Annotated in this window: 15 protein-coding genes and 1 pseudogene; 7 read left to right on the top strand and 9 right to left on the bottom strand. The window is 64.5% G+C overall.

Annotated elements, in window-relative coordinates; all coding sequences use genetic code 11:
* Positions 1 to 255: 255 nt before the first annotated feature.
* Both Ato02nite_RS53065 and Ato02nite_RS24080 read left to right on the top strand, forming a co-directional pair.
* Positions 256 to 357: an NAD-dependent epimerase/dehydratase family protein gene (locus tag Ato02nite_RS53065; RefSeq protein ID WP_213008867.1), complete on the top strand. Its 102-nt coding sequence runs from the start codon at positions 256 to 258 to the stop codon at positions 355 to 357.
* Between the two features lie 61 nt (positions 358 to 418).
* Positions 419 to 931: a hypothetical protein gene (locus tag Ato02nite_RS24080; protein ID WP_213008866.1), complete on the top strand. Its 513-nt coding sequence runs from the start codon at positions 419 to 421 to the stop codon at positions 929 to 931.
* A gap of 534 nt (positions 932 to 1,465) precedes the next feature.
* Here Ato02nite_RS24080 and Ato02nite_RS24075 read toward each other — a convergent pair.
* From Ato02nite_RS24075 to Ato02nite_RS24065, 4 genes and pseudogenes are all read right to left on the bottom strand, one after another.
* Positions 1,466 to 1,969, bottom strand: coding sequence for a MarR family winged helix-turn-helix transcriptional regulator (locus Ato02nite_RS24075; RefSeq protein WP_213008865.1), 504 nt, complete (start codon positions 1,967 to 1,969; stop codon positions 1,466 to 1,468).
* 1,077 nt (positions 1,970 to 3,046) lie between these two features.
* A complete protein-coding gene (locus Ato02nite_RS24070) occupies positions 3,047 to 5,647 on the bottom strand; it encodes an AfsR/SARP family transcriptional regulator (RefSeq protein ID WP_246607357.1) in 2,601 nt (866 codons plus the stop codon).
* 12 nt (positions 5,648 to 5,659) lie between these two features.
* A pseudogene (locus Ato02nite_RS53060) lies at positions 5,660 to 5,983 on the bottom strand (AfsR/SARP family transcriptional regulator); the annotation flags it as partial.
* Positions 5,984 to 7,982: 1,999 nt separating this feature from the next.
* Positions 7,983 to 8,372, bottom strand: coding sequence for an ester cyclase (locus Ato02nite_RS24065; RefSeq protein ID WP_213008863.1), 390 nt, complete (start codon positions 8,370 to 8,372; stop codon positions 7,983 to 7,985).
* A gap of 1,298 nt (positions 8,373 to 9,670) precedes the next feature.
* On the opposite strand from Ato02nite_RS24065, the gene Ato02nite_RS24060 reads away from it, so the two are divergent.
* Entirely contained in the window at positions 9,671 to 10,246 is a 576-nt protein-coding gene (locus Ato02nite_RS24060; protein ID WP_213008862.1) for an NADPH-dependent FMN reductase, read from the top strand.
* A 739-nt stretch (positions 10,247 to 10,985) separates the two neighbouring features.
* Here the strand turns inward: Ato02nite_RS24060 and Ato02nite_RS24055 are convergent.
* Entirely contained in the window at positions 10,986 to 11,498 is a 513-nt protein-coding gene (locus tag Ato02nite_RS24055; protein ID WP_213008861.1) for a flavin reductase family protein, read from the bottom strand.
* Between the two features lie 79 nt (positions 11,499 to 11,577).
* Between Ato02nite_RS24055 and Ato02nite_RS24050 the strand changes: the two genes are divergently transcribed.
* Positions 11,578 to 12,606, top strand: a complete 1,029-nt coding sequence (locus tag Ato02nite_RS24050; protein ID WP_213008860.1) for a CE1758 family FMN-dependent luciferase-like monooxygenase — start codon at positions 11,578 to 11,580, stop codon at positions 12,604 to 12,606.
* An 889-nt stretch (positions 12,607 to 13,495) separates the two neighbouring features.
* On the opposite strand, the gene Ato02nite_RS24045 is transcribed toward Ato02nite_RS24050, so the two are convergent.
* Entirely contained in the window at positions 13,496 to 14,401 is a 906-nt protein-coding gene (locus tag Ato02nite_RS24045; protein WP_213008859.1) for an LLM class F420-dependent oxidoreductase, read from the bottom strand.
* A gap of 243 nt (positions 14,402 to 14,644) precedes the next feature.
* Here Ato02nite_RS24045 and Ato02nite_RS24040 point away from each other — a divergent pair, with 243 nt between their 5' ends.
* Complete coding sequence (locus Ato02nite_RS24040) at positions 14,645 to 14,809, top strand: hypothetical protein (RefSeq protein ID WP_213008858.1); 165 nt, start codon at positions 14,645 to 14,647, stop codon at positions 14,807 to 14,809.
* 273 nt (positions 14,810 to 15,082) lie between these two features.
* On the opposite strand, the gene Ato02nite_RS24035 is transcribed toward Ato02nite_RS24040, so the two are convergent.
* The 3 genes from Ato02nite_RS24035 to Ato02nite_RS24025 form a co-directional block, all read right to left on the bottom strand.
* The gene (locus Ato02nite_RS24035) at positions 15,083 to 15,652 is read right to left on the bottom strand and encodes an NADPH-dependent FMN reductase (RefSeq protein WP_213008857.1); all 570 of its coding nucleotides are present in this window, start codon (positions 15,650 to 15,652) and stop codon (positions 15,083 to 15,085) included.
* A gap of 427 nt (positions 15,653 to 16,079) precedes the next feature.
* Positions 16,080 to 17,054, bottom strand: coding sequence for an MBL fold metallo-hydrolase (locus Ato02nite_RS24030; RefSeq protein WP_213008856.1), 975 nt, complete (start codon positions 17,052 to 17,054; stop codon positions 16,080 to 16,082).
* A gap of 206 nt (positions 17,055 to 17,260) precedes the next feature.
* Positions 17,261 to 17,635 (bottom strand): DoxX family protein, encoded by a 375-nt coding sequence (locus Ato02nite_RS24025; RefSeq protein WP_213008855.1) that lies wholly within the window; start codon positions 17,633 to 17,635, stop codon positions 17,261 to 17,263.
* A gap of 708 nt (positions 17,636 to 18,343) precedes the next feature.
* On the opposite strand from Ato02nite_RS24025, the gene Ato02nite_RS24020 reads away from it, so the two are divergent.
* Both Ato02nite_RS24020 and Ato02nite_RS24015 read left to right on the top strand, forming a co-directional pair.
* Positions 18,344 to 19,840, top strand: coding sequence for an aldehyde dehydrogenase family protein (locus Ato02nite_RS24020; protein ID WP_213008854.1), 1,497 nt, complete (start codon positions 18,344 to 18,346; stop codon positions 19,838 to 19,840).
* A gap of 165 nt (positions 19,841 to 20,005) precedes the next feature.
* On the top strand, positions 20,006 to 20,749 hold the full coding sequence (locus Ato02nite_RS24015) for a response regulator transcription factor (RefSeq protein ID WP_246607356.1): 744 nt from the start codon (positions 20,006 to 20,008) through the stop codon (positions 20,747 to 20,749).
* The last annotated feature ends 9 nt before the right edge of the window (positions 20,750 to 20,758 follow it).

Genomic DNA, 20,758 nt, shown 5'->3' with positions numbered 1-20,758 from the left:
CATGATCGCGCCGGGATACGCGCCAGGCGCAGTCATCGCGGGGCGTCCCTCGTTACAGCGCCAGAGGCGGGGTGGCCTGCCTAGAAAGCGTCGTCTGCTGCTGTGACGACCGAGACCACCTAATTGCTTGTACAGGCAAGTAGGTGGTCTCGTGTTTGCTTCGTCAAGAGGTCTGAGCCGTCCAGCAGGTGACCGAAAGCCGTCGGGCCAAGCGGCACGTCAGATGCTCAGGCAACATTGTTCGGGAGACACATCATGCGTATGGCTGTGATCGGTGGCACCGGTTACATCGGCTCGGCCGTCCTGCATGCGCTGCAGGCGCGCGGTCACCAAGTTACCGCCGATCGTACGCAGTGACGCGGCGGCTCAGGCGGTCAGCGAGGCCGGCGCGCGCCCCTGGCTGGGGGAGCTCCACGACGTGAGCCAGCTGGCTGACGCGCTGCGCCAAGCCGAGGGCCTGATCCTCGTCGGCCAGCTTGCTCCGGCCGATGAGCAGGTTGTCATCGACGCAGTGATCGCGGCGTACGCCGGGACCCAGAAGGCGGCGGTGGTGACCGGCGGGCTATGGAATTTCGGCGACAACCCCGACATCACCGAGAACCAGCACTCCGGGGCCGGTGGCCATCACGGGCAGGTCCGCCCCGCATACTCCGGTCGCACGAAGGTGGGATTCCCCGTCGGCGACACTGTGCGCGGCGCTCAGTCTTGGGCCGGCTCGATGTACACCGCCGGGACGGCGTCGTTCAGCTTTCCCACGACGACCTCCATCGCCGGACTGGAACCCCTGGCTGCGTCCGCGTCGATGTTGGTGGCAGGCGATCCGGATGCGGCTGAAGCGGCCGGGACATCGCGGCGAGGCTGCTCGGTGTCTCCGGCGGCCCGACGCTTGGTGGCCAGGCTTGAAGGTGCGGGCCATCGACGAGTCGGCTGATCCGGCCTGGCAGCGATCCGGTCGGTACGGCGAGATCCGGCAGGCACATTTCCCCGGGCGGGTGGGTCGGGGAAATTCATCAACGTACGCAATGGGTAAGTGGGCTCTGTTGCCCGCTTCGGGTCCGCGGCGAGCATCCGGCAAGTGGCGCTACAAGCCGTCGCGGCGCCACTGGACCAATTCCGGGGGAATTAGCGGGGCCCTCGACTTCCCGGCCTGGCCGCGGCGACATCAGATGGCCAGCAGCCGCGCGGGGCCGGGGTAAACCGGTCGGGCGCCGCGGCATCCGGACGCAGGCACGACGGTGCGCGTGGACCCGGATGTCATCCGCCAGTCCGGCAGGTGCCGACATGCCGGTTGCGATCGATAGTCCGGAAGCAGCCGACCACTCGGCCCGTCGAATACATCGGCCATGGTTCGTCGAAGCCTAGTGGAGTGGCGAGCAAGCACTGCGTCAATCTCAATGTGGTCAGCCCTACAAGGACGAATTCGCGAAGAACGACGATGCCGATCCACAACCGGGCTGACACCGGCTCATCTGCGGCCCGGCCGTAGCTCCGACGCCGGTATGGCCTCCGCTTCGCCCACCGAATTGCTGTTGGCGACAATAGTGGAAAGAGCCTTGCCGGACTGGACGAGCCAGGTCGGGTCGACGCAGTCCATAACCCGGCGGCGCGCGCTTTCCAGATGTCCGGGATAAGCCTGTTGCAGACGAACCAGGCCGGCGGGCGTCAAGGTGACGATGTTGCCCCGCGTGTCGGACACAGCGCGCCGTTTGCTGACCAGGCCCCGTGATCGCAAGTCCTCAGCGACGCGGCTGATGCGGCTCAGCGACAGTCCGATCGCGTTGGCCAGATCGGTGAGCCGTAGCTCCTGATTCTCGGCCTCGGACAGGTTCATGAGCGTCGCGTATTCCGTCAGCGAGATCCCTGTCGACCGCGAGAGGTCGTCGTCCAAGAGGCGAGGAAGCGTGGCGACAAGCACCAGCAGAGACCGCCAGAAGACTTCCTCATCCGGGTTGAGCGGCGACTCCAGCATCTGCACACCTTGGGTTTATGCGGTCGGCTCCCGTTAGGCTATCACATGCTTGCGCGAGCAACCTCAGTCCGTGTTTGCTTCTCTACCCGTGAGTCGATCGTGCGACCGTCTGTCGGCCAGGCGGTCGCCTTCTTGTCAAGCTCGGCAGCGTCGCCGACGACCCGACCGCTTTGTGCCGGGCTCGGTTCCCGCCCGGTACGGAATCACCCGCGACGCCCGGCCGCCGCAGACTGCGCCGTGTGCGCAGCCTTGTTGACGGCGATAGCGAACAGATTCGACACCAGTCGCCCGTTCTGGCAACAGTCCTAGGCCTCCCATCATGCGGGTCTGCCGTTGTGGAGCCCGCCCACACCGACTGCGCCGCGTCGCAGGGGGCGGGCCTTCCCGCCGTATCGTCGGCTCCGGCTTAGCGAAGTCGCCGGGGCTGCTCCTGCTTGGGAGTTTCGCCGGCCACTGATCTCTGCCAGCCGAGGATGGGGTGCAGCCGATTGGCAGGGCGCGGATGTGGCGGAGCAGGGTAGTTGTGCGCGCCGCGGTGACTATTCGTGCTCGGCTGTATCGCTCGTCCCGTTCGGCTCGGTCGTGGGCGACGTGCGAGTGTCGGTCTGTGTTGTAGCCACATATCCCGCGAGACGTCGTGGCCGGTACGGGGTGGTACTGATGCGAGGCCAGCGCTCGTTGGCGGCATGGCGGGGTCGATAGGCGACCGGGGCAGTGGTCATTGCTGCCTCCTCCGTAGGCGTCATGAGCCGAGACTAACATTTACTTGCGTGAGCAAGCATATGGTGAGAGTCACGGTCTCGATCTGATACTGCGGTGAACTCCGGCTGGACAGGCCCTTTGGTTCGAACCCGTGTCGTTGCGGAGGCCGACCGGATGGACCGTTTAATCGGAGGGGGCGCAATTGGGGTGCGCCGCCAAGTTGTGGTGTCGGTCGCGTTCACGCATGTTCCCTGCGTTAACGTGCCGCCAGTTCCAGCGCACTCGCCCTGGGTAACGGGGAAGCTCCATGGAAATCTGGGCGTCGATGGACGGTCACCTCAATGCACATCGCAGCTCAGAAGCCGTAGGCGGGACTCACTCACCGGTTCCGCCGTGCACCAGCGGTAGTCGTCCCTGTTCCATCAGTGCACGCATATGAATTCCGGCTGGGCTGTTGGCAAGGGCCAACGCGGGGACCAACGTCAAAGCCCGGGCACACAGGTCTTCGGCCGCCTCCTCATCGCCCAGGGCCAGATGACACTCGGCGAGGCTCAGGTAACCGTCACTGAGGTTGACCACGTGCCCGGCTTCGCGTTGCAGGTCCAAACTCCTCTCGTAGTTCCGTAGTGCCTGTTCGTAGTTGCCGGCCTGCTTGAGAGTGTCGCCCAGGAGTGACAGCGCCGCCCCCTCCCCGACTGGGTCTCCCGCGCGTCGAGACCCCTTGATCGCGGACTCGAGCGGTTCACGCGCATCCTCGACGGAGCCTTCCCCGATGTGCGTGACGGCGATGAAATACCAGGCCTTGGCTTCGCCTCGCTCGTCGCCCTGCGCGCGTAGCAGCCGCTGGGCTCGATGAGCATGTTCGTATGCTTCGGGCAGACGCCCCGTCTCAACCAGTACCTGTGCCGTGCTCAGGGGCAGGTGTGCCGTGGCGCGGGCAAGGCCGAGTTGTTCGAACAGCCTGCCCGCGCTGTCCAGGTGCTCGAGAGCCTCGTCGAACCGAGCATGCCAGTAGAGCGCTCCGGCGATGCTGTGGTGGGTGTAGGCGGCGCCCTGTGCGTTATCTGCATGTTGCACTGCTTGGAGGACAACCGTTGCCAGGTCCAGCCAATCCTGCCATCGCGCTCGCAGCTGTTGATAAGGGCGCAACGCGTAGGCGAGGCGCCATGCTATCTCGGCATACTGGTGTTCTGCGGCGTAGCGGATCATCGAGTGATAGGTGTGCTGCTCGCTTTCGAACCAGGACAGCGCTGCCTCGGCGTCTGGGAATACTTGTTGGGTCACCCCGGGGGATTCTGGACTCCACGGTGGCGCTTCGAGAGAGGGTTCATGCCGCCGGGGAGCTTTCGACGCGGTGTGCCAATAGTGCAGGAGCAGCCGCTCCATGGCACGTTGTTGTTCCAGGCTAGGTTCGAGTTCGTCGCGTAGCTCCCCTGCGTAGGACCGGACAAGATTATGCCAGGAGAATCGCCCCGGGCGGTCCTCGCGCATCAAGCCGACTTGTTGTATCTCCTGCATCGCGGCGTGCGCAACGCGAGTCGGGACTGCTGCGAGACTGGCGGCTATCGGGCCTGTCAGGTCCGCACCTGGGTGCAAGGACAACAACCGGAACATCCGCGCCGCAGCTGCCGACAGTTGGCGGTAGGAGGTGGCGAATATGGCGCGGACACCGCCGGGCACGCCATCGGATTGCCATGCGTCGAGCCGCTCGGGGGCGGCGCTGAGATCGGCGAGAAGCTCATTCATCGACAGTGTGGGGTACGAAGCGGCGCGGACCCCGACAATTGCTAATGCCAGCGGTAACCGGCCGCACTGATCGATGATCGCGTCTATCACATGGGAATCATCTGCGATGCGATCGTGGCCGATGTACGGCGCTAGATATGAGCGGGCCTGTTGGCGGTCTGGCAGATCGAGCGAGATCACGTGGGCGCCGGCGGTCGCCCGCAACCAGGTAAGCCGTCGTCGGCTGGTCACCAGTGTCAGGCACCCCGCGGCCCCCGGAAGGAGGTCGCTGACTTGGTCGATGTCACGCGCGTTGTCCAGGACCACCAGCACCTTGCGCCCGCTGAGCAGTGTGCGATACATCCCCGCCATGGCCTGTCGGCCCGCGGGTATGCTCCCCTGATCCACGCCGAGGCCCATGATCAGGTTCTGCAGAGCTTCCTCGGCTGTGAGTGCCGCGTCATTCTCGTCAAAGCCATGCAGATTGATGTAGAGCTGCCCGTCGGGGTATTGATCAATCAGCTTATGCGCGAGGTGGATTGCCGTCGTCGTCTTTCCGATGCCTGGCATGCCTTCTAGGACCACGACTACCGATGCCGGACCTGAGGTTACCGCGTCCTGTACCAGCGTATGTACTTGACTGACTACTTCTGGTCTGGGTGCGAATATGCGCTGGTCAAGTGGTAGTTGTGCAGGGCGGCTCGGTGCGGAAACCGCTTCGCGGCGCGGCGTATCGGTGATGTTCTGGGCTGTTTGGGTCGCCGGCGCCGTTGCGCCCTCGGCCGGGATAAGGAATTCCTGTCGGAGGACCTGCTCGTAAGCGGTGCGTAGAGCGTTTCCCGGGTCGACCCCCAGTTCGTCGGCAAGCCTACGCCGAATCTGTTCATATCGGCTGACCGCTTCGGCCTGCTTTCCCGAGGCGGCCAGCAGGATCAGCAGCTGGGCCTGTACTGCCTCGTCGAGGGGGTGACGTTCTGCGGCCTCGACCAGCATCGGCAGAGCCATCGACACCTCGCCATGGTGCAGAGCGGTCCGCGCGAAGCCCTCTACCGCAGCAGCATGTTCTCGCTCGATGGTTCCGAACACGGGGTGATCGCGGCTACCTGGGTCGAGGTTGGCAGCAACCGGGCCATGCCACAGGCCAAGCGCCTCAGCATAAAGGCTGAGAGCTTGTCCGGGTTCCTCTTGCCGCGCCTGCGTGACCAATCGACGAAATCGCAACAGGTCCAGAGAGCCTTCGTCGACGGCCATGCGGTAGGCACCCCCACGTAGGGTCAGCCACCGGCCACCCGCCCTACTCGGCAGGCCAGGCTCGAGTTGACGCCGTAGACCGCCGATATGGCGGTGCAGACTGTTAATCGCATGCGCAGGCGCACTGGGTCCCCAGAGCAGCTCGATGAGTTCGCCCGGGGTTACCGAGCGCTGCGCTCGGGCCAGCAGGAATGCAAGCAGCACGCGTCGCTGTGGGGCCGTTACGTCTAGTTCTTGGTTGTCGCGCCACAGGCGAACGGGCCCCAGTATCTGGAAGCGCACGTCCGGCGATCCGGCCTCCCGTGATCGCGTGGCGGTCAGGACGGACTCGCTCATCATCGCCTTTCAGATGTTTGTCGATCCGTCGTCGTCTCGCCGGTTCGACGCGATCAACGTTTCGAAACGCGCAGCAGCGGAGCGACCGCTTGCTCGATCGCCATCACCTTCGAACTCGGCCAGAGCAGTTCGTGGTACGCCGCATACTTGGTCGCTCCGACATCGAACTGCCGACACTCGGTGCGCACCGAGGAGCAGCGAGCGACCATCGTCTGCTGACGATGGCGTCATGGTGGGACGGCAAACGAGCATGAATGAATCTTCATTCGCTCTAGTTGCTTTGTCAAGAAGATGCCGTATCGTCTGTTATGACTGCATCACTGTCCGTAATAGGGGCGAGATCGCCGCGACCATCGACGGGCTTCCCCACAACTGGTTAGTGTGCGAACAGGTGACCGAACTTACCCCTCTTCATCCGCGGGGCCAGCGATTTGTTCGATCCGACCAGTTTGTCCGCGGTCTCCCGGCGCACTCTGCCGTGCGCTCCGCCCCGTCGGCAACCGGCCATTCGCGGGATAGGGCACCAGCTGGGCCTGTGGCGAGCACATGTCACAGCGCCGCTGCCCGGACTGGGGTCGGCACCTGCCCCACTGGTGCGGTTGGCGGGGAACTCGTCGACCTCGGTTATCGAGTCGTTGTCCTGGATCGCAACGATGCCGCCCGCTGTGACCTAGGCACGGAAGAAGTAGGTGCGGGCGGCCGCTGAAGTCCTGAAGAGGTCGGGCCGGGCCAGGGCTCTCGTGCATGTCGGCGCAACGAACGCCCTGTCCGCCGACTGCACTCGACAGCCTGGACCTCGCGCATGGCGGCAAACCCGAGCGCCACGCGAAGTTTGCTCGGCGCCCGACTCAGACCTTCACGGATGCGTTGACTGCGCTGCCCTGCGTCGCGCTGAGCAAGGACCACATCGTCGTGATGAGCGTGGCGCCGGGCCGTACACGCAAGCCCGGTGATGCTCGTCACCGGGGGCGAGGCATTGGCCGCCTTCTAACTAGACCCGCTCGTCGACCTGCCGTACCTGACCGAGCACGCCGTCTGGCGGCCGATCGCGGCGCTGACGTACACGCTGACGAATACGCGGCCGGAGGGAACCGGCGGACGTGGAGTGGCGGAGCTTGGTGCACACCACGCGTCCTCAGCATGCCCGGGCTTGAGCCGGTTCCTGCACCACCTGCTGCTCACAGGGGAGCTCATGTCCAAGAGCCGTCCCAGTCGATCACTGCGGGACGGCCTCAACCACCGGCGGAGCCTTGTCGGTCGAGATTCGCTGCGGCTCTGCGAAAGCCGGAACCTGTCGGTCTCAACGGGGAGCCGGCCCAATACGGCCGAACGGTGGAGAAGTTACTGCAGGGGCTCATAGACGGTGGTGCCCAGCGCCCTCTGCTGCGTGGCCATTACCCGCATTCATCGGGGCTTGCCGTCCCTCTTGTCGCAGCACCACGGAAGTCATTGCACACGGCTACATCGGTGGATCGGTTATCAGTGAGTATGGAAGATTAGGTCAGGGCCACGTGGAGGTACAACGGTGCTGGGACCCAGCAACTTTCCGAGGGTGATCCGCCGGGCGATTTGGCGATAACGGCCAGCGGATCAGGGCCTCGGCGACCTCCGGCTGGCGTTCGTAGTCACGCCCGGCGTGGTCGGCGGTCGGCCATGCCCCGCGGCCTGTCCACGACCGGGAGCTGCGGCTGTACCGCGAAGCGGCGCTGATCGGCGGGTTTCGCACGAACTCGACGTTGCTCCGGCCGGCCATTCGGCTCAGGCAGGTCGTTGACCAGGCCGCGCTGGGCGTCACTCAGGTCAGGCGGGTAGCCGCGGCGCGATGACACCGCGACACCCCGCCCGACCCGACCGTCTCGGTCACGGCGCCACGGCGCCTACGCGAGAAGCTCTCCACAATCACTTAGGAATCTGCCCATATCTCGCGGAGCATGGCGTGGAAAGGCCAGAGCGAGCCAGCGTTGGCCGAGTGCCGCTAAACGGTAGCGACCTCTTTGGCTCAAGCCAGCTGCTGAGTAAGAGAGAGGGCGTCAAAAAGAACCCACACTGCAACGATCTTCTCGTCAACCACACGGTACATCGAGAACTCCGTCACGGCGATCGACTTGCCGGTCGGCTCGATCCCCATGAAACGGCCTTTGTGTGTTCCGGTCGAACGCAGATGCGCAACGACAAATTCGCCCTCTGTGACGATATGCAATGGCTCGAAGGTCCAGTCAGGAAAACCCGCGAGCTGCTCACTGAACTGCGTCACGAAGCGGTCACGTGAAATCTCAACGTCGTTGAAGTGGACCTTCTCCGGCATGTATTTGTACAGCTCGTCGAAGCGGCGCTCAGCCATTACTCCTGCGTACTGCAAAACCACGGCCTTGCTGTCAGCTGCCAGCACTGATATCTCCTTCTGTGATTGAAACTTTAGATAACCCGGGCTCGACCGTATGCGCGCGTCGGCCTGGCGGTGTCACTCGACGCAAGCGCACGAACATCAGATCGCCGGTGCCACAGTGAAACTCGTTCTCGAGCTACATAGTCCGATCATTGGTGTCGAGAAGAGCTGCCTTGACGCCGAATACCACACTGGCGCCGCCAATGACTGCACGCTGAGCTGCACCCAGGGTTGCACGCACTGTGCCCTCCGTGTTCACGCTGGTATGCCACAAGTGGCGGGACTGCGCGAACTGATCGAGGAATCGGCAGTAGAAGTTCCAAATAAGGACATGAGACTCCTTCTGCTCGACCCCAAAGTCGACCACTGCCGTGGGTGAATTTTCACCTATACGGCTATCGGGAAGTGGTCGACTACCGCTCTGTCGGCCACGCCGATGTAATGGTCGAGCACGGTATCGGATGGTATGACATGTACACGCCTTGGCTTCGTTGAAATGTTGTCAGTACGTCAGTGAACACACCGCCGGCTGCAAAGCTACGTGCGTTCAATGACATCTCTCTGGCAACTGGATGCACGTCGGTCTGGCCTGCCCAAACCGGAACGAGCGAGTTGCGTGCTAAACGAATGCCCCGTAACAGGCGGTGGGCGTGAGCCGGCGTCCTCGGGTGGTCAGCGGCCGAAGCAACGTCGCAAAAGGGCCGGGATGTTCGTTGCCGTCGCGGGGCTCGCGGTACGCGCTGGTTACCCCGGGGCGCCGGTAATGCCGTCTCCCACGGCCTGCACGTTGGTTAGCGTCCAATCGATACCGCAGGTTCGGTAGACGATGGTGTCGCTCGGGTTGCTGGCTACGAGTCGTGCGGCAGGCTATGAACCGCCGATGGTCGTGTCGATCGCAACATGCAGGCTCCCAGATATCGGCAGCTCCTGCTCCGCGCGATCAAGGCATGGTCGGGAAGGGCGCCGCGATCGCGGCCTGTCCCTCGGCAGGGGTGGACTGCGAGGCCCGAGTAGTGGACAGGTATGGCGAAAGGTGACGCTTTTGCACCTGCGCCGACGCGAGTGCCCTTGAGATCCGCCTGCGTGTCTGACGTCTACGCCTCGGCAAGGGACAGGTTATGCCGTCCCTGCTCTACCCACACGGTCGACACGGCATGCTCACCGCGCAAACATCATCGTCCTGAAGTCGATTCCGGCCGTTTGGCGGCGACGTGAGATTCTGGAAAGTCCGATCGCTGCAACGATGGGCCCGTAACGTCGCGCCTCGGGACTCGTCAACGACTACGTGACTGGAGCGGTCTATGGCTCGCATCGGCATCATTCTTGGCAGCACTCGTCCGAACCGCAACGGCGAGCAGGTTGCTAGCTGGGTCCACCAGAACGCTACAGAGCGCGGCGATGCCGAGTACGAGCTGGTCGATCTCCGCGACTATCCCCTGCCGCACCTCGACGAGCCGATACCGCCGTCCATGGGTCAGTACCAGAACGACCACACCAAGAGCTGGGCTGCAAAGATCGCATCTTTTGACGGCTTCGTGATTGTCACTCCCGAATACAACCACGGCACCTCTGGTGTTCTGAAGAACGCGATCGACTATTTGTTTGCTGAATGGAACAACAAGGCGGTTGGTTTCGTGTCTTACGGCGTCGTAGGCGGTGCCCGCGCCGTTGAACATCTACGCTTGGTTGCGGGCGAACTCAAAATGGCTGACGTGCGCCAGCAGGTTACCCTGGCTCTTAACACCGATTTCGAAAACTACAGCGTTTTCAAACCAGGTTCCTACCAGCTGCCACAGCTCAATAACCTTTTGGACGAAGTTGTAGCTTGGAGTTCTGCGCTCTCCGTGCTTCGTCAGCCGGCTACCGTAGCAGCGTGATCGGTTTGAACAGCCTATCGTCTGCCTGATCATGGCCGCCACCACCGCGTCGACCCCTCTCGCGCTGTCTGCGCCGCTTCGCCCAGCTGCCTTGAACGGATGCATAAACCGCCATGCGTACGGGCCGGAAAGGCTACCGTTAGGGCGCGGCGTTTCCGGACTGCCGTCGCACTCTCGGGCAGCGCAGAACCGTCGGTGATGATGCACACCCTATGCACTTGGGGCGCGGATCAACGCTTGTTGCCTGCGACGCCGGGTGTCGGTCCTCGGGGCCAGCACAGAGCGGGCGAAAAGCTGGCGCCGCGCAGATCGGAGCCCTGGATCAACACGGCTCTCTCAAGCCGGCGCAGCTGCTCGCCCGGCTCGCCTCGCAGGACTTCGGCCCGCGCGGACCCGACTTCCTCCGGTAGGCGACAACGCTTCCGCTTGCTGGCGCCGGGACAAGCCGGTTTTTGATGGAGCGTCGAGGCGGCGATCACGGTGGCAATCATCTCCGTCGTTGCCGTCGGGGACCGATCTAATGATCTTGGCGCCTCGCCGATCGGGTTCACGAGGAAGCTCGGTCGGTTGGCCGTCGTCCCCTTGGGGGAGTAGGGATCGCCACTACATCTCGGTGACTCGGTTTGCGTGCCATTGGGACGTTTGTAAAATGGCAGCGCACGCCCAAAGAAACGGAGCAGGGCGGTGAGCCCGCCGCGCTTCTGAAGTACCGGTGACCTGCGGCGGATGTCGTGGCTGTTCAGGCGGCCGGCGCGGCGAATCCGCCGTAACCGCCGTGCCGGTACATGAGCGGTTCGCTGCGACGGCCGGTTCCGAATGCGTCCACGGCCGCGATGACGAGGACGTGGTCCCCGTAGGTGCGTTCGTCGATGATGGTGGCGTCCATCCACGCGACGCCCTCACTCAGGCGCGGCAGGCCGTTGTGTGATGCGATGAAATCGGACGACGCGAAACGATCAGCGGTCTTGCGTCCGAAACTGCGGATGACCGGCCGCTGGTCCAGGGCGGGGATGCTCACCGTGAGCCGACCAACGGCCGAGATAGCTGCGTAACTCGACGACTGAGTGGCCGCCAGGAAGCCGATCATCGGAGGCGTCTGCGAAACTGCGACGAAGCTGCTGACCAGCATGCCCACCGGTTCCCCTGCGGCCGTCCGGGAGGCCACGAGCGCCACCGTGCTCGGATAGGACGTAAGGATGGTTTCCCACCACGGCACGGCAGCGCCCGCTAACGGACTCGACGAGACAGACATGACCACTCTCCTGTGCTTGACAACGGCGACCGCCGACTACACGCTACACTTGCTTACGCAAGCAAACTAGGAGAGTGTGATGGAGTTCGGAATCTTCGGTGTCGGGGATCTCACGGCCGATGCGATGACAGGCAGGACCGTCAGCGAGAACGAACGGCTCCACGCGATCGCCCGGATCGCCGTGCATGCCGAGGAGGCCGGCTTCGACGTCTTCGCCATCGGCGAACATCACAACCCGCCGTTCGTCTCCAGCGCCGACGCCGCGATCCTGTCGTTCATCGCCGCCCGGACTTCACGCATCGTCCTGTCGACCTCGACGACCCTGATCACCACAAACGATCCCGTCCGTATCGCTGAAGAGTTCGCGACGGTCCAGCATCTGTCCGGAGGACGGGTGGACCTCATGTTGGGGCGCGGCAACACTGCCCAGGTCTACCCATGGTTTGGGCAGGAGATCGAACACGGAATCCCCTTGGCAGTCGAGAACTACGCTCTATTGCGTCGCCTGTGGGACGAAGAGGTCGTCACGTGGGAGGGACAATTCCGGACGCCGCTCGAAGGATTCACCGCTGTTCCGCGACCGATGAACGGGACTCCGCCCTTCGTCTGGCACGGCTCGATCCGCAGTCCGCAGATCGCGGAACAGGCCGCGCGCTACGGCGACGGGTTCTTCGTCAATAACCTGTTCATGACCATCGACTACTTCGCCAAGTACGTCGAGTACTACCGCAGCCGATGGGCCGAGCACGGTCAGGGCCGTCCGGAAGATGCCATCGTCGGTGCCGGCGGTGCCATGTACGTGCGTCCGAGGTCGCAGGACGCCTTCCAGGAGTACGCCCCCTACTACTATTCCCATCCGGTGTTGAGCAGTTCCGGCCCGCTGGAAGAAGCGGCCCGCTCCACGGGTCTGTGCGTCGGCAGCCCGGCGCAGATCGTCGAACACGTCATGACGTTCCGCGACAGCTTCGGACCGTACCGACGCCAGTTGTTCGGGATGGACGCCGGCGGAGTTCCCGAAAAGACGGTCCACGACATGATCGATCTTGCCGGCGCGGAAGTGTTGCCCGTACTGCGCCGTGAGATGTCGGCCGCCTCCAAGGCGGCCTGACGCCTTACGCCTGGCTGCCTGGCGGTGCCGAATTGGCTTTCGGGGCGGTGATCGCCAGTTAGGGACGACCGGACCGGTCAATGAACCCCGCATACCGTGGCCGCCGCGTGCGGGCCGCACGATGTGTCGGGTGGACCGGTGGCCGTCGTTCCGTGGGGTAGCCGGTCCACCCGGAGACCGAACCAGGGTCGACGTGCGAGGGGGCGCGATGAAGTGAGACGGCGGGCCGACCCGAGGAACGTCACTTTACCTGCTCAGTCTGTCAGGGCGTGGCAGCGCGGGCGGGAGCTCGAGCTGCCACGCCCGGCAAATGCTGAAGCATGTCGGCGTTCTTGGTTCGTCGAGGCGCCGAGCCTCCTCGGCCGAGCTCGGCGTTTATCCCGGTCACGAACTGCGATTCTCACCGCATCGTATTTCAGCAGCAACTCGGTGGCGGTCCTGCCGACGGGCCCGTAAGCGACCGACGAGCCGTAAGTAAGTCCCACACATTCGGGAATGTCTCGCCGTAGTCTGGCCGCCGGCCCAGTTGCCTCAGCACGTGGTCGGGCCGCCGCCTCTCAAGTTGTCCATGTCGGCCGGGATGACCGTCGCGATGTTTTAGCTGTCTTCGAAGCGCGCCGCGTGGACATCAGGCCGACCGCGCAAGCTTTTCATCGCTCGGTCCGTCTGACTGACTACAGGCTGGTCGACCACGTTCGCGAGATCTGTCAGGCGCATCGGCCGGTCGCCGGAGTCCGATAGGTGCATGGATGGGCGTACTCGGTCAGCGAGCGACTCCCTGGGGCGATGAGATCGTCCATAAGAAGGCGGGGGAGTGTCGCGTCGGATAGCAGAAGTGGCCGCCACCTGGCCCGCCTGAGCGCAGTCCAGCGCGACGTCGGCGGGCGCGCTACCCCAACTTTGCCGAGCGGTCGCGGCGCTGACCCATCTCGTTGGTGGCTGGGATGACGTGAGCGCGCAACAGTTCCATTACCTCTGGTGAGTGAACGCCGGGGACCGGCCCGTAAACGGTGTCCACACCGAGATCGGCGAAGTATTGCAGAGTGGCGAGTAACCGGTTGATACCGCGGCCGCCGGGGCCAGGGTCGAGCGGCAGCAGCACCGTCTTCTCGATGGCGTCGTAATCGCGCCCGGCCTCCACGCAGTAGCGTCGCAGGATGTTCAGCTTGCGTTCGATGTCAGGGCCGGCGAAGAGGTTGCAGGCGTCGGCATACTGCGCGACCAGCCTCAGCGTCTTGCGTTCCCCGGAACCGGCCACAAGAATCGGCGGCCTGCGAATCGGTGCCGGGGAGTTCAGCGTACGGCCCAGCGAGTAGTGCTTCCCCCGGAAGGGACTCTGATCGCCGCGGAACATCTGGTGGCAGATGCGCAAGGTCTCCTCGAGTCGTTCGAACCGTTCCGCCGTGGCGGGGAAAGGCAGGCCGAGGCCAGACGCCTCACCGACATTAAATCCGGCCCCGATGCCGATGCCGAGCCAAGCTCTTCCGCCCGACAACACGTCTAACGTAGTGATCATTTTTGCCAGTAGGCCCGGGTCGCGGTAGGTCGTCGCAGTTACCAGGGTGAGCAGCTGGACTCGCTGGGTAGCCGCGGCCAGGAAGCCGAGTGTCGTGTACGCCTCGAGCATTTCGCGTTCGGGCGCGCCGACGACGGGTGCCTGCCAGAGATGATCCATCACCGTGATACGGGAGAACCCAGCCTCCTCGGCTGAACTCGCCAGGCGATGCAGGGTGTCGCCGATCCGCGCATTGCCACCGGGCCAGGTGAAGTCGGCGATCGCCAGTCCGAGTTCCACGATTCCTCCTAAACATGCTTGCGCGGGCAAGCCTAATTGAGCTTCCTTCACCGGGAGGCTCAGCGACGTTTCTCGCCGTGTGGGCATGACCCGTGATGGATACTGCGCAGAACTCGTTCGGTTCTGCTGACCGCGTAGGTCCGGCGATGTCCTGAAGCTGTATGTCGCCTTCCTGCTGTGGGTGCCGGCGGTATCCCGTGCAAGTCCAGCAGGCCGTTCGCGGTGACCTCGAGGTGGAGTGGAATGTCGCTGAACTCGGTTCGCCGCCCGTATAGGCCTGCTGGCAAGGGCCTCGACCGCGACGGTCGCCTCAATCTGTTGCTGGTCTCTGGTGCGGCGAGTTTGCCACGCCTGGAGGAACCTGCCGCCCCCGAGATCGCGATCGATGCACGCCATTCCAATACCTGAACAGGACGTTCCGTCGCGCGGCGCGCGACCGATCGTGCCGGATCGGCGCGAGCCGAGACTGTGCGGGCGCCACAAACTTTGCTGAGACAGCCGATTGTCACCGACACCGACGAGCAGTCGGAACGCGTGTAGCCGAGACTTCGCCGCCGTCCGGCTAAAGGCACCACCTGATCTAGCTCTGTCTGGCCCGTCATCGCAGCGGCCGAAGACCGGGCCTGTCCCGCTCTGGGCGCGGGTCGGTCCCGGTCTCCGGCGTGTGGAGTGGCTGTGTTGTCAGGCGCTGACCGGAGCGCGAAGGTGGCTCAGCGAGGTGCTCCACGCGACGACCTGGTCGAGGACCGTGCCCAGGCTCTGCTTGTGGTATTCGTTCGGGACGAACGTGCTGAAGTTCTCGAAGTCCGTGATGAGGCTCAGCGCCAGCTGCGCACGCACGTCCGCCATCATCAGTTCGCCGGCGATCAGGCGAAGGTGCTCGACCGCCCGCGTGCCGCCGTTTGCGCCGTAGCTGACGAAGCCGACGGCCTTGTTGTTCCACTCGGCGAAGAGGAAGTCGATCGCGTTCTTCAGTGCGCCTGACGTGGAGTGGTTGTACTCCGGCGTCACGACGACGAACCCGTCGAATGATGCGATCTTCTCCGCCCACCGCTGCGTGTGCGGCTGGCTGTACTGACCGGCCGACGCGGGAATGGCCTCGTCGAGGTGGGGCAGGTTGTAGTCGAGCAGGTCGACCAGCTCGTATCGAGCGTCAGTGCGCTCGGACGCGACCGACTGCACCCATCGTGCAACGGCCTCTCCGTTCCGGCCAGGGCGGGTGCTGCCGAGGATGATGCCGATGTTGGTCATGGTGTAACCCTTCGTGAGCTTGCTTTCGCAAGCAAATTATGGAGTGAGGGAAGGGGGTCTGCAAGGTGGTTCAGACCACACTTGGTCGTCACCCCGCTGCACAAGACGTCGACCTCCATCGCGGTTCCTGGGCCACCCACGTTCGGACGGCGCGAACTCCGTCCCGCTGGATTGATGGTCCAGGCGCCGAACCAGCCCGTTCAGCGGAGACATTTCGCTGCGCGATGGGTATGGGCGGTCGCAGCGAACATGACGCGTCGACCTCTGCTGAGAGTTGCCGGAAAATGGACAATCGGTCGAGCCGGATGGCGGCGCTGGCGTTGCGGGACAACGGCGGGCCGCGTCCAGGGCGACGCGTCCGCCAACGCTCCCGCCCGGCGTCGACGGCTCGACCGTGCCGCTTACCTGGTCACCGGAGCCGATCCGGTCATGGGTGGATGTACGAGCCGAAGCCGATGTCGAGCCGGTTCGACTGCATCATCTGGAAAGCGCTCGTGAGGGCGAAGACGTCTACGCCGGCCAGGACACCGGTGTACTTCTCGACGATCGGGCGGGCCGCTGCTGCGGCGACTGCCTCGAGGTAGTGCCGTGAGCCTGCCCACGGGTTCGCGCTGTAGCGGACGAAGAACGGTGTGGGATCGGTCGTCGACAGCGCGGTCTTGACGCTTTCCTCAAGGTCCGCGTTGTACTGCTGCTGGATCCGGACGTCGACGGGCGTGGCGATGCGCCCGAGGTGACCGGCGATCAGATGCGAGTAATGGTATTCATTGATCTTCTTGGCGGCGGCCATGGCCCCTTGCACGTCCTCGTGCAGGTTGAAGTTGGCGAACGGGGCCCAGCCGGGCAGAACCACGTCGATCACGACCAGTGTGTCGTGTTCCGGCAGGTTGATGAAGATGTTGTCCGGGCTGTGGTTGGTTCCGTGCCATGCCAGTTCCAGCCGTTCACCGCCGACGGTCAGGGACAACTCGCTGTCGAACACCTCGTGCGGGGCCGGCCGGTTCGGGTCGTTGGCGCGCAGCAGGAGGTTGCGGGTCTCGCGATGGCCGATACGTACCAGGTCGTCGCCGAACAAGGCTGTAGCGCCCGCGTGGTCGGTGTGGTTGTGCGAATAGATGAAGTGCGTGACCTTGTTGGGCAGACCTAGTTGGCGCGCCACGTCGTCGATGCCGCGTTGGATGTTGTGACCTATGGTCGGCGGGGCGTCGATGAGCACCACGCCTTCGGGCGTCACCAGGAACGGCGCCTGGTAGACGCCTTCGGTGACGTAGTAGAGATTTCCGTGGACCTGGCCGACGTGATAGCCATTCGCGTTGAGAGCCGGCCCGAGTTCGGACTCCGGGATCGGTGCGTAGTCGGGTAGGTCCGCGACGTCTCGCGGCAAGAGTTCTTCGATGCCCATGGTGTGCTCCTGTGTCGATTGCGGGTGCGTGCTCCGCGGTGGATAGACAACGCCGACAAAATGCTGGTCTGGCAGTACGAATGCCCCGGCGAGGGTCAGAGAGGCGCAATCGTGGTCATGGCGATAAGGCGTGCCCGCTCGGGCGGTGACCGGCACCGCAAGGACGGGTGACCCTGCCGCGTCGGGGGGACTTGTATGGAGCTTGTTCAGAAGCTCTGGGGTCCGAACCGAAGGACGGCGATGGTCAGAGCTATCGCCAGCAGGACCACGTTGACGATGATGTTGGTCCACTCCCGGCGACGTGCGTGCGTTATCACGGCGCCGACCATCACCAGGACGACGCCGGAGGCGGCGAGTGGGACGAGGACGGGTGCGATGTCGAACAAGGCCGGAGCGATCAGCCCGATGGCCGCGAGAACCTCTACAGCCCCGATCGCCTTGACCGCTCCCTCCGGGAAGTCGTCCACCCAGCCTTGACCAGACGCGGCAAGATCTGCCTTGGATCTGATGAGCTTCTGCACGCCGGACGCGAGCATGACGACGGCGAGCAGGCCGGCGAGGATCCACAGGAAGACGTTCATGAGAGAGAGCCTTTCGAGAGGTCGCCTTGATGGCGGCGCACGGTTACTGGTTCGTGTCGGCGGGGATCGTTTCGTCGGACAATGCGACCGCTCCTTCCACGTGACCCCGGATCTTCAAAGTACAAGGCAATGCTTGCGCAAGCAAGTGAATGTTGAAGAGGTGTTCGTGCTCACCCGGCGACGGGCGTGCTTGGATCACATCCAGCTGTCGATTGTCCGGCCTCCGTTCGTGATCGAGGCGCAGCTGACCACAGTCCCCGGCGTGCTCAAGCTGAGCGAGGCCGCGCCCCGTCGCGTGGCGGTAGTGAGAGACCTCCTCGGCGAGAGGTCTCGCTGCAGCGGTCCGGGCCGATGACTCGGGACACCGAGCTTTCCGTCGCACGGGACGACAAGCGCAGCGCGTGGGTTCGTTGCCAAGCTGTGGCCATGTACGCCGGCCCGCCACGACGCGGAGTTTGTCACTGACCGGCCGTTTGAACGCTCACCTGCCGTCCTGGGGAAGCTGCAGCCCGCATCCTCCGCGGGGCCGCCGGGGCCTTCTGGGCGGGAGAAGCGGGGCTGCCCTCCGGGAGCGTGGGGCTGTGTTGCATCCCGCTCCTTGCTGTGGCGACAGAGTGACCAATATTGCTTGCGTAAGCAAGTCGATGAGATTAGATTTTCGTTGCCAAGCACGCGTCGTCGACGTTGATGACAGCAGGGGAGAAGACCATGACCACAACTGTGTCCGAGGACGACATCGTCGCTCCCGCGGCCGCTCGCAGCTATCGCTACTACGCCGGGGGGCAATGGCTGGAGGCATCCGGCGGAGCGCTGTTCGACGACTATGAGCCGTACAGCGGGCATCTCTACGCGCGCGTCGCCGACGCCTCCGCCGAGGATGCCCGGGCGGCCATCGCCGCGGCGGCCGCGGCCTTCCCGAGTTGGGCGGCCATGCCGCCGTCAGAGAAGGCCAAGCTCTTCTTCAAAGCCGCTGAGATCGTCCGGCGCCGTCGCGACGAGATCGCCGAAATCCTCGCCCGGGAGACCGGCAGCACTCTGCCCTTCTCGACTTTTCAGCAGGACCTGGTCGCCGCGACCCTCGAACAGGCCGCGAGCTGGGTGTTCCTGCCGAAGGGTGAGGTCATCCAATCCAACTTGCCCGACACGCACTCGATCGGTGTCCGCCGTCCGCTCGGTGTCGTGGCCAGTTTCACGCCCTGGAATGGCGCGAACATCCTCTCCTGGCGAGCGGTCCTGTCGCCGATCGCAGCGGGGAACACCGTGGTGGTGAAGCCGTCGGAATTCGCTCCGATCTCCGCCGGGCTCATCGTCGCGGAGATCGCCGAGGAGGCAGGCTTTCCGCCAGGGGTCATCAACGTCGTCACCCATCGCCCGGGGGGCGCGGCGCCGATCGGCGACGAGTTCTTCGCGAGTCCCGACGTGCGCGTCATCAACCTGATCGGCGGGGTCCAAACCGCCAAGATGCTGGCCAAGCGGGCAGGGGAGACCCTCAAGCGGACCGTCCTGGAACTCGGCGGCTACAACCCGATGATCATTCTCGATGACGTCGATGTCGACTACGCGGTCAAAATGGCCACGTTCGGCGCGTTCTTCCATCAGGGCCAGATCTGCCTCAATACCCGCAAGATCATCGTCCAGCGGGGCATCTATGACGAGTTCATGGAGAAGTTCGTCGAACGGGTCAAGACCCTTCCGGCCGGCGACCCGCTCGACCCACGCACGATCATCGGCCCGCTGGTGACTGACGCCGCGGTCATGCTGATGGACGATCGGGTCAAGGACGCCGTCGCTCACGGCGCGGTGGTGCGAACCGGGGGCACCCACGAGGGCCGGGTCTACCAGCCGACCGTGCTCACCGACGTGTCCTACGACGCCGTCGCCTCCAACGTGGAGACCTTCGGCCCCCTGGTGATCGTCGAGCCGGTCGACACCGCGGACGAGGCGGTCGACGTTGCTAACCGCACCATGTACGGTCTGACGTCCTCGATCCTCACCGGCGACGCCTACAAGGGCTTCGAGCTTGCCCCACGGATCCTGGCCGGCATCGTCAACGTCAACTCGCCGACCGTCAACGACGAGATCCACGCGCCGATGGGAGGCGTCCGGGACAGCGGATGGGGACGGACCGGTCCGGACAGCATCGCCGACTTCACCGACGTGATCTGGATCAACTCCACGAGCAAACAGCGCCAGTTCCCGTTCTGAACGGGCGGCACCGGCCGGGAGAATTCCCGCGATCGTCGGATACGGCGATCGCGGGACCGCACCCAGCGGCCTGCCCGCAGCCGGGCGACTGGCCCGGCCGGAAGTCGTGCGCCATTTCTCCACCCAAAACGTGCGTTCGGCGCCGTTCGGCGCCAGGAGACCGCGGTGACATTGAACCAGCGCCGGGACCTCATCCCGTTCGGACGCTCGGCCCCCTCGGTCGGCGTGACGCCGCCCGCCCTCCCGGCCCCCTCCCGGCTCCTGCTGATCGAGGCCGACGAAGACCTGCGGCGCCGTCTAGTTGCTTGCCTGGCCCGCGAGGGCTACCAGGCGGACCAGGCCGGCGACGGGCACAGCGGCTTGCATCTCGGGCTGACCAGGCAGTACGACCTAATGATCATCGACCGTAAACTGCCCGCGCTGGACGGTATCCAGGTGGTGACTCGCCTCCGGTCCCGGACTGTGCCCAGCCGGATCCTGGTCCTTACCGACATCGTCGTGGTGGAGGACCGCATCGCCGTTCTCGACGCCGGCGCGGACGCCTACCTCTGTAAGCCGTTCGAGACGGCGGAACTGGTCGCCGCCGTCCGCGCCCTCCACCGCCGGGCTACCGGCTCGGCCGAAGCCGTCCGCATCGGTGACGGCTACCTCGAACTCGCGGTGCGCGACGTGGTCTGGCCCGACGGCCGCCGAATCCCCTTGTCGGAGCGCGAGTTCGCCCTTCTCCGGACCCTGGCCCTGCGCCCGCACGCCGTACACACCCGGGCCGAGTTGCGCAGGAGTGTCTTCGGCGACGCAACCGCCGCGTCGATCGTCGGAACCTACGTCTACTACCTGCGCCGCAAGCTCGGCCGGAAGATCGTCCGAACCGTTCACGGCCTGGGCTATCAACTCGGCACCATCCCGTGAAGCGCCAGC

It is taken from the genome of Paractinoplanes toevensis, from assembly GCF_018332695.1.
Taxonomy (GTDB): domain Bacteria; phylum Actinomycetota; class Actinomycetes; order Mycobacteriales; family Micromonosporaceae; genus Actinoplanes; species Actinoplanes toevensis.
Note: the sequence above shows the minus strand (reverse complement) of the source record. Positions and strands in the feature narration are given on the sequence as shown.

Excerpts from the sequence above, each read along its gene's own strand:
- Ato02nite_RS24055 (WP_213008861.1), bottom strand. The coding sequence starts at position 11,498 with ATGTCTGTCTCGTCGAGTCCGTTAGCGGGCGCTGCCGTGCCGTGGTGG.
- Ato02nite_RS24070 (WP_246607357.1), bottom strand. The coding sequence starts at position 5,647 with ATGGCCGTCGACGAAGGCTCTCTGGACCTGTTGCGATTTCGTCGATTG.
- Ato02nite_RS24025 (WP_213008855.1), bottom strand. The coding sequence starts at position 17,635 with ATGAACGTCTTCCTGTGGATCCTCGCCGGCCTGCTCGCCGTCGTCATG.
- Ato02nite_RS53065 (WP_213008867.1), top strand. The coding sequence starts at position 256 with ATGCGTATGGCTGTGATCGGTGGCACCGGTTACATCGGCTCGGCCGTC.
- Ato02nite_RS24035 (WP_213008857.1), bottom strand. The coding sequence starts at position 15,652 with ATGACCAACATCGGCATCATCCTCGGCAGCACCCGCCCTGGCCGGAAC.
- Ato02nite_RS24075 (WP_213008865.1), bottom strand. The coding sequence starts at position 1,969 with ATGCTGGAGTCGCCGCTCAACCCGGATGAGGAAGTCTTCTGGCGGTCT.
- Ato02nite_RS24030 (WP_213008856.1), bottom strand. The coding sequence starts at position 17,054 with ATGGGCATCGAAGAACTCTTGCCGCGAGACGTCGCGGACCTACCCGAC.
- Ato02nite_RS24020 (WP_213008854.1), top strand. The coding sequence starts at position 18,344 with ATGACCACAACTGTGTCCGAGGACGACATCGTCGCTCCCGCGGCCGCT.
- Ato02nite_RS24040 (WP_213008858.1), top strand. The coding sequence starts at position 14,645 with ATGTCGCTGAACTCGGTTCGCCGCCCGTATAGGCCTGCTGGCAAGGGC.
- Ato02nite_RS24050 (WP_213008860.1), top strand. The coding sequence starts at position 11,578 with ATGGAGTTCGGAATCTTCGGTGTCGGGGATCTCACGGCCGATGCGATG.
- Ato02nite_RS24060 (WP_213008862.1), top strand. The coding sequence starts at position 9,671 with ATGGCTCGCATCGGCATCATTCTTGGCAGCACTCGTCCGAACCGCAAC.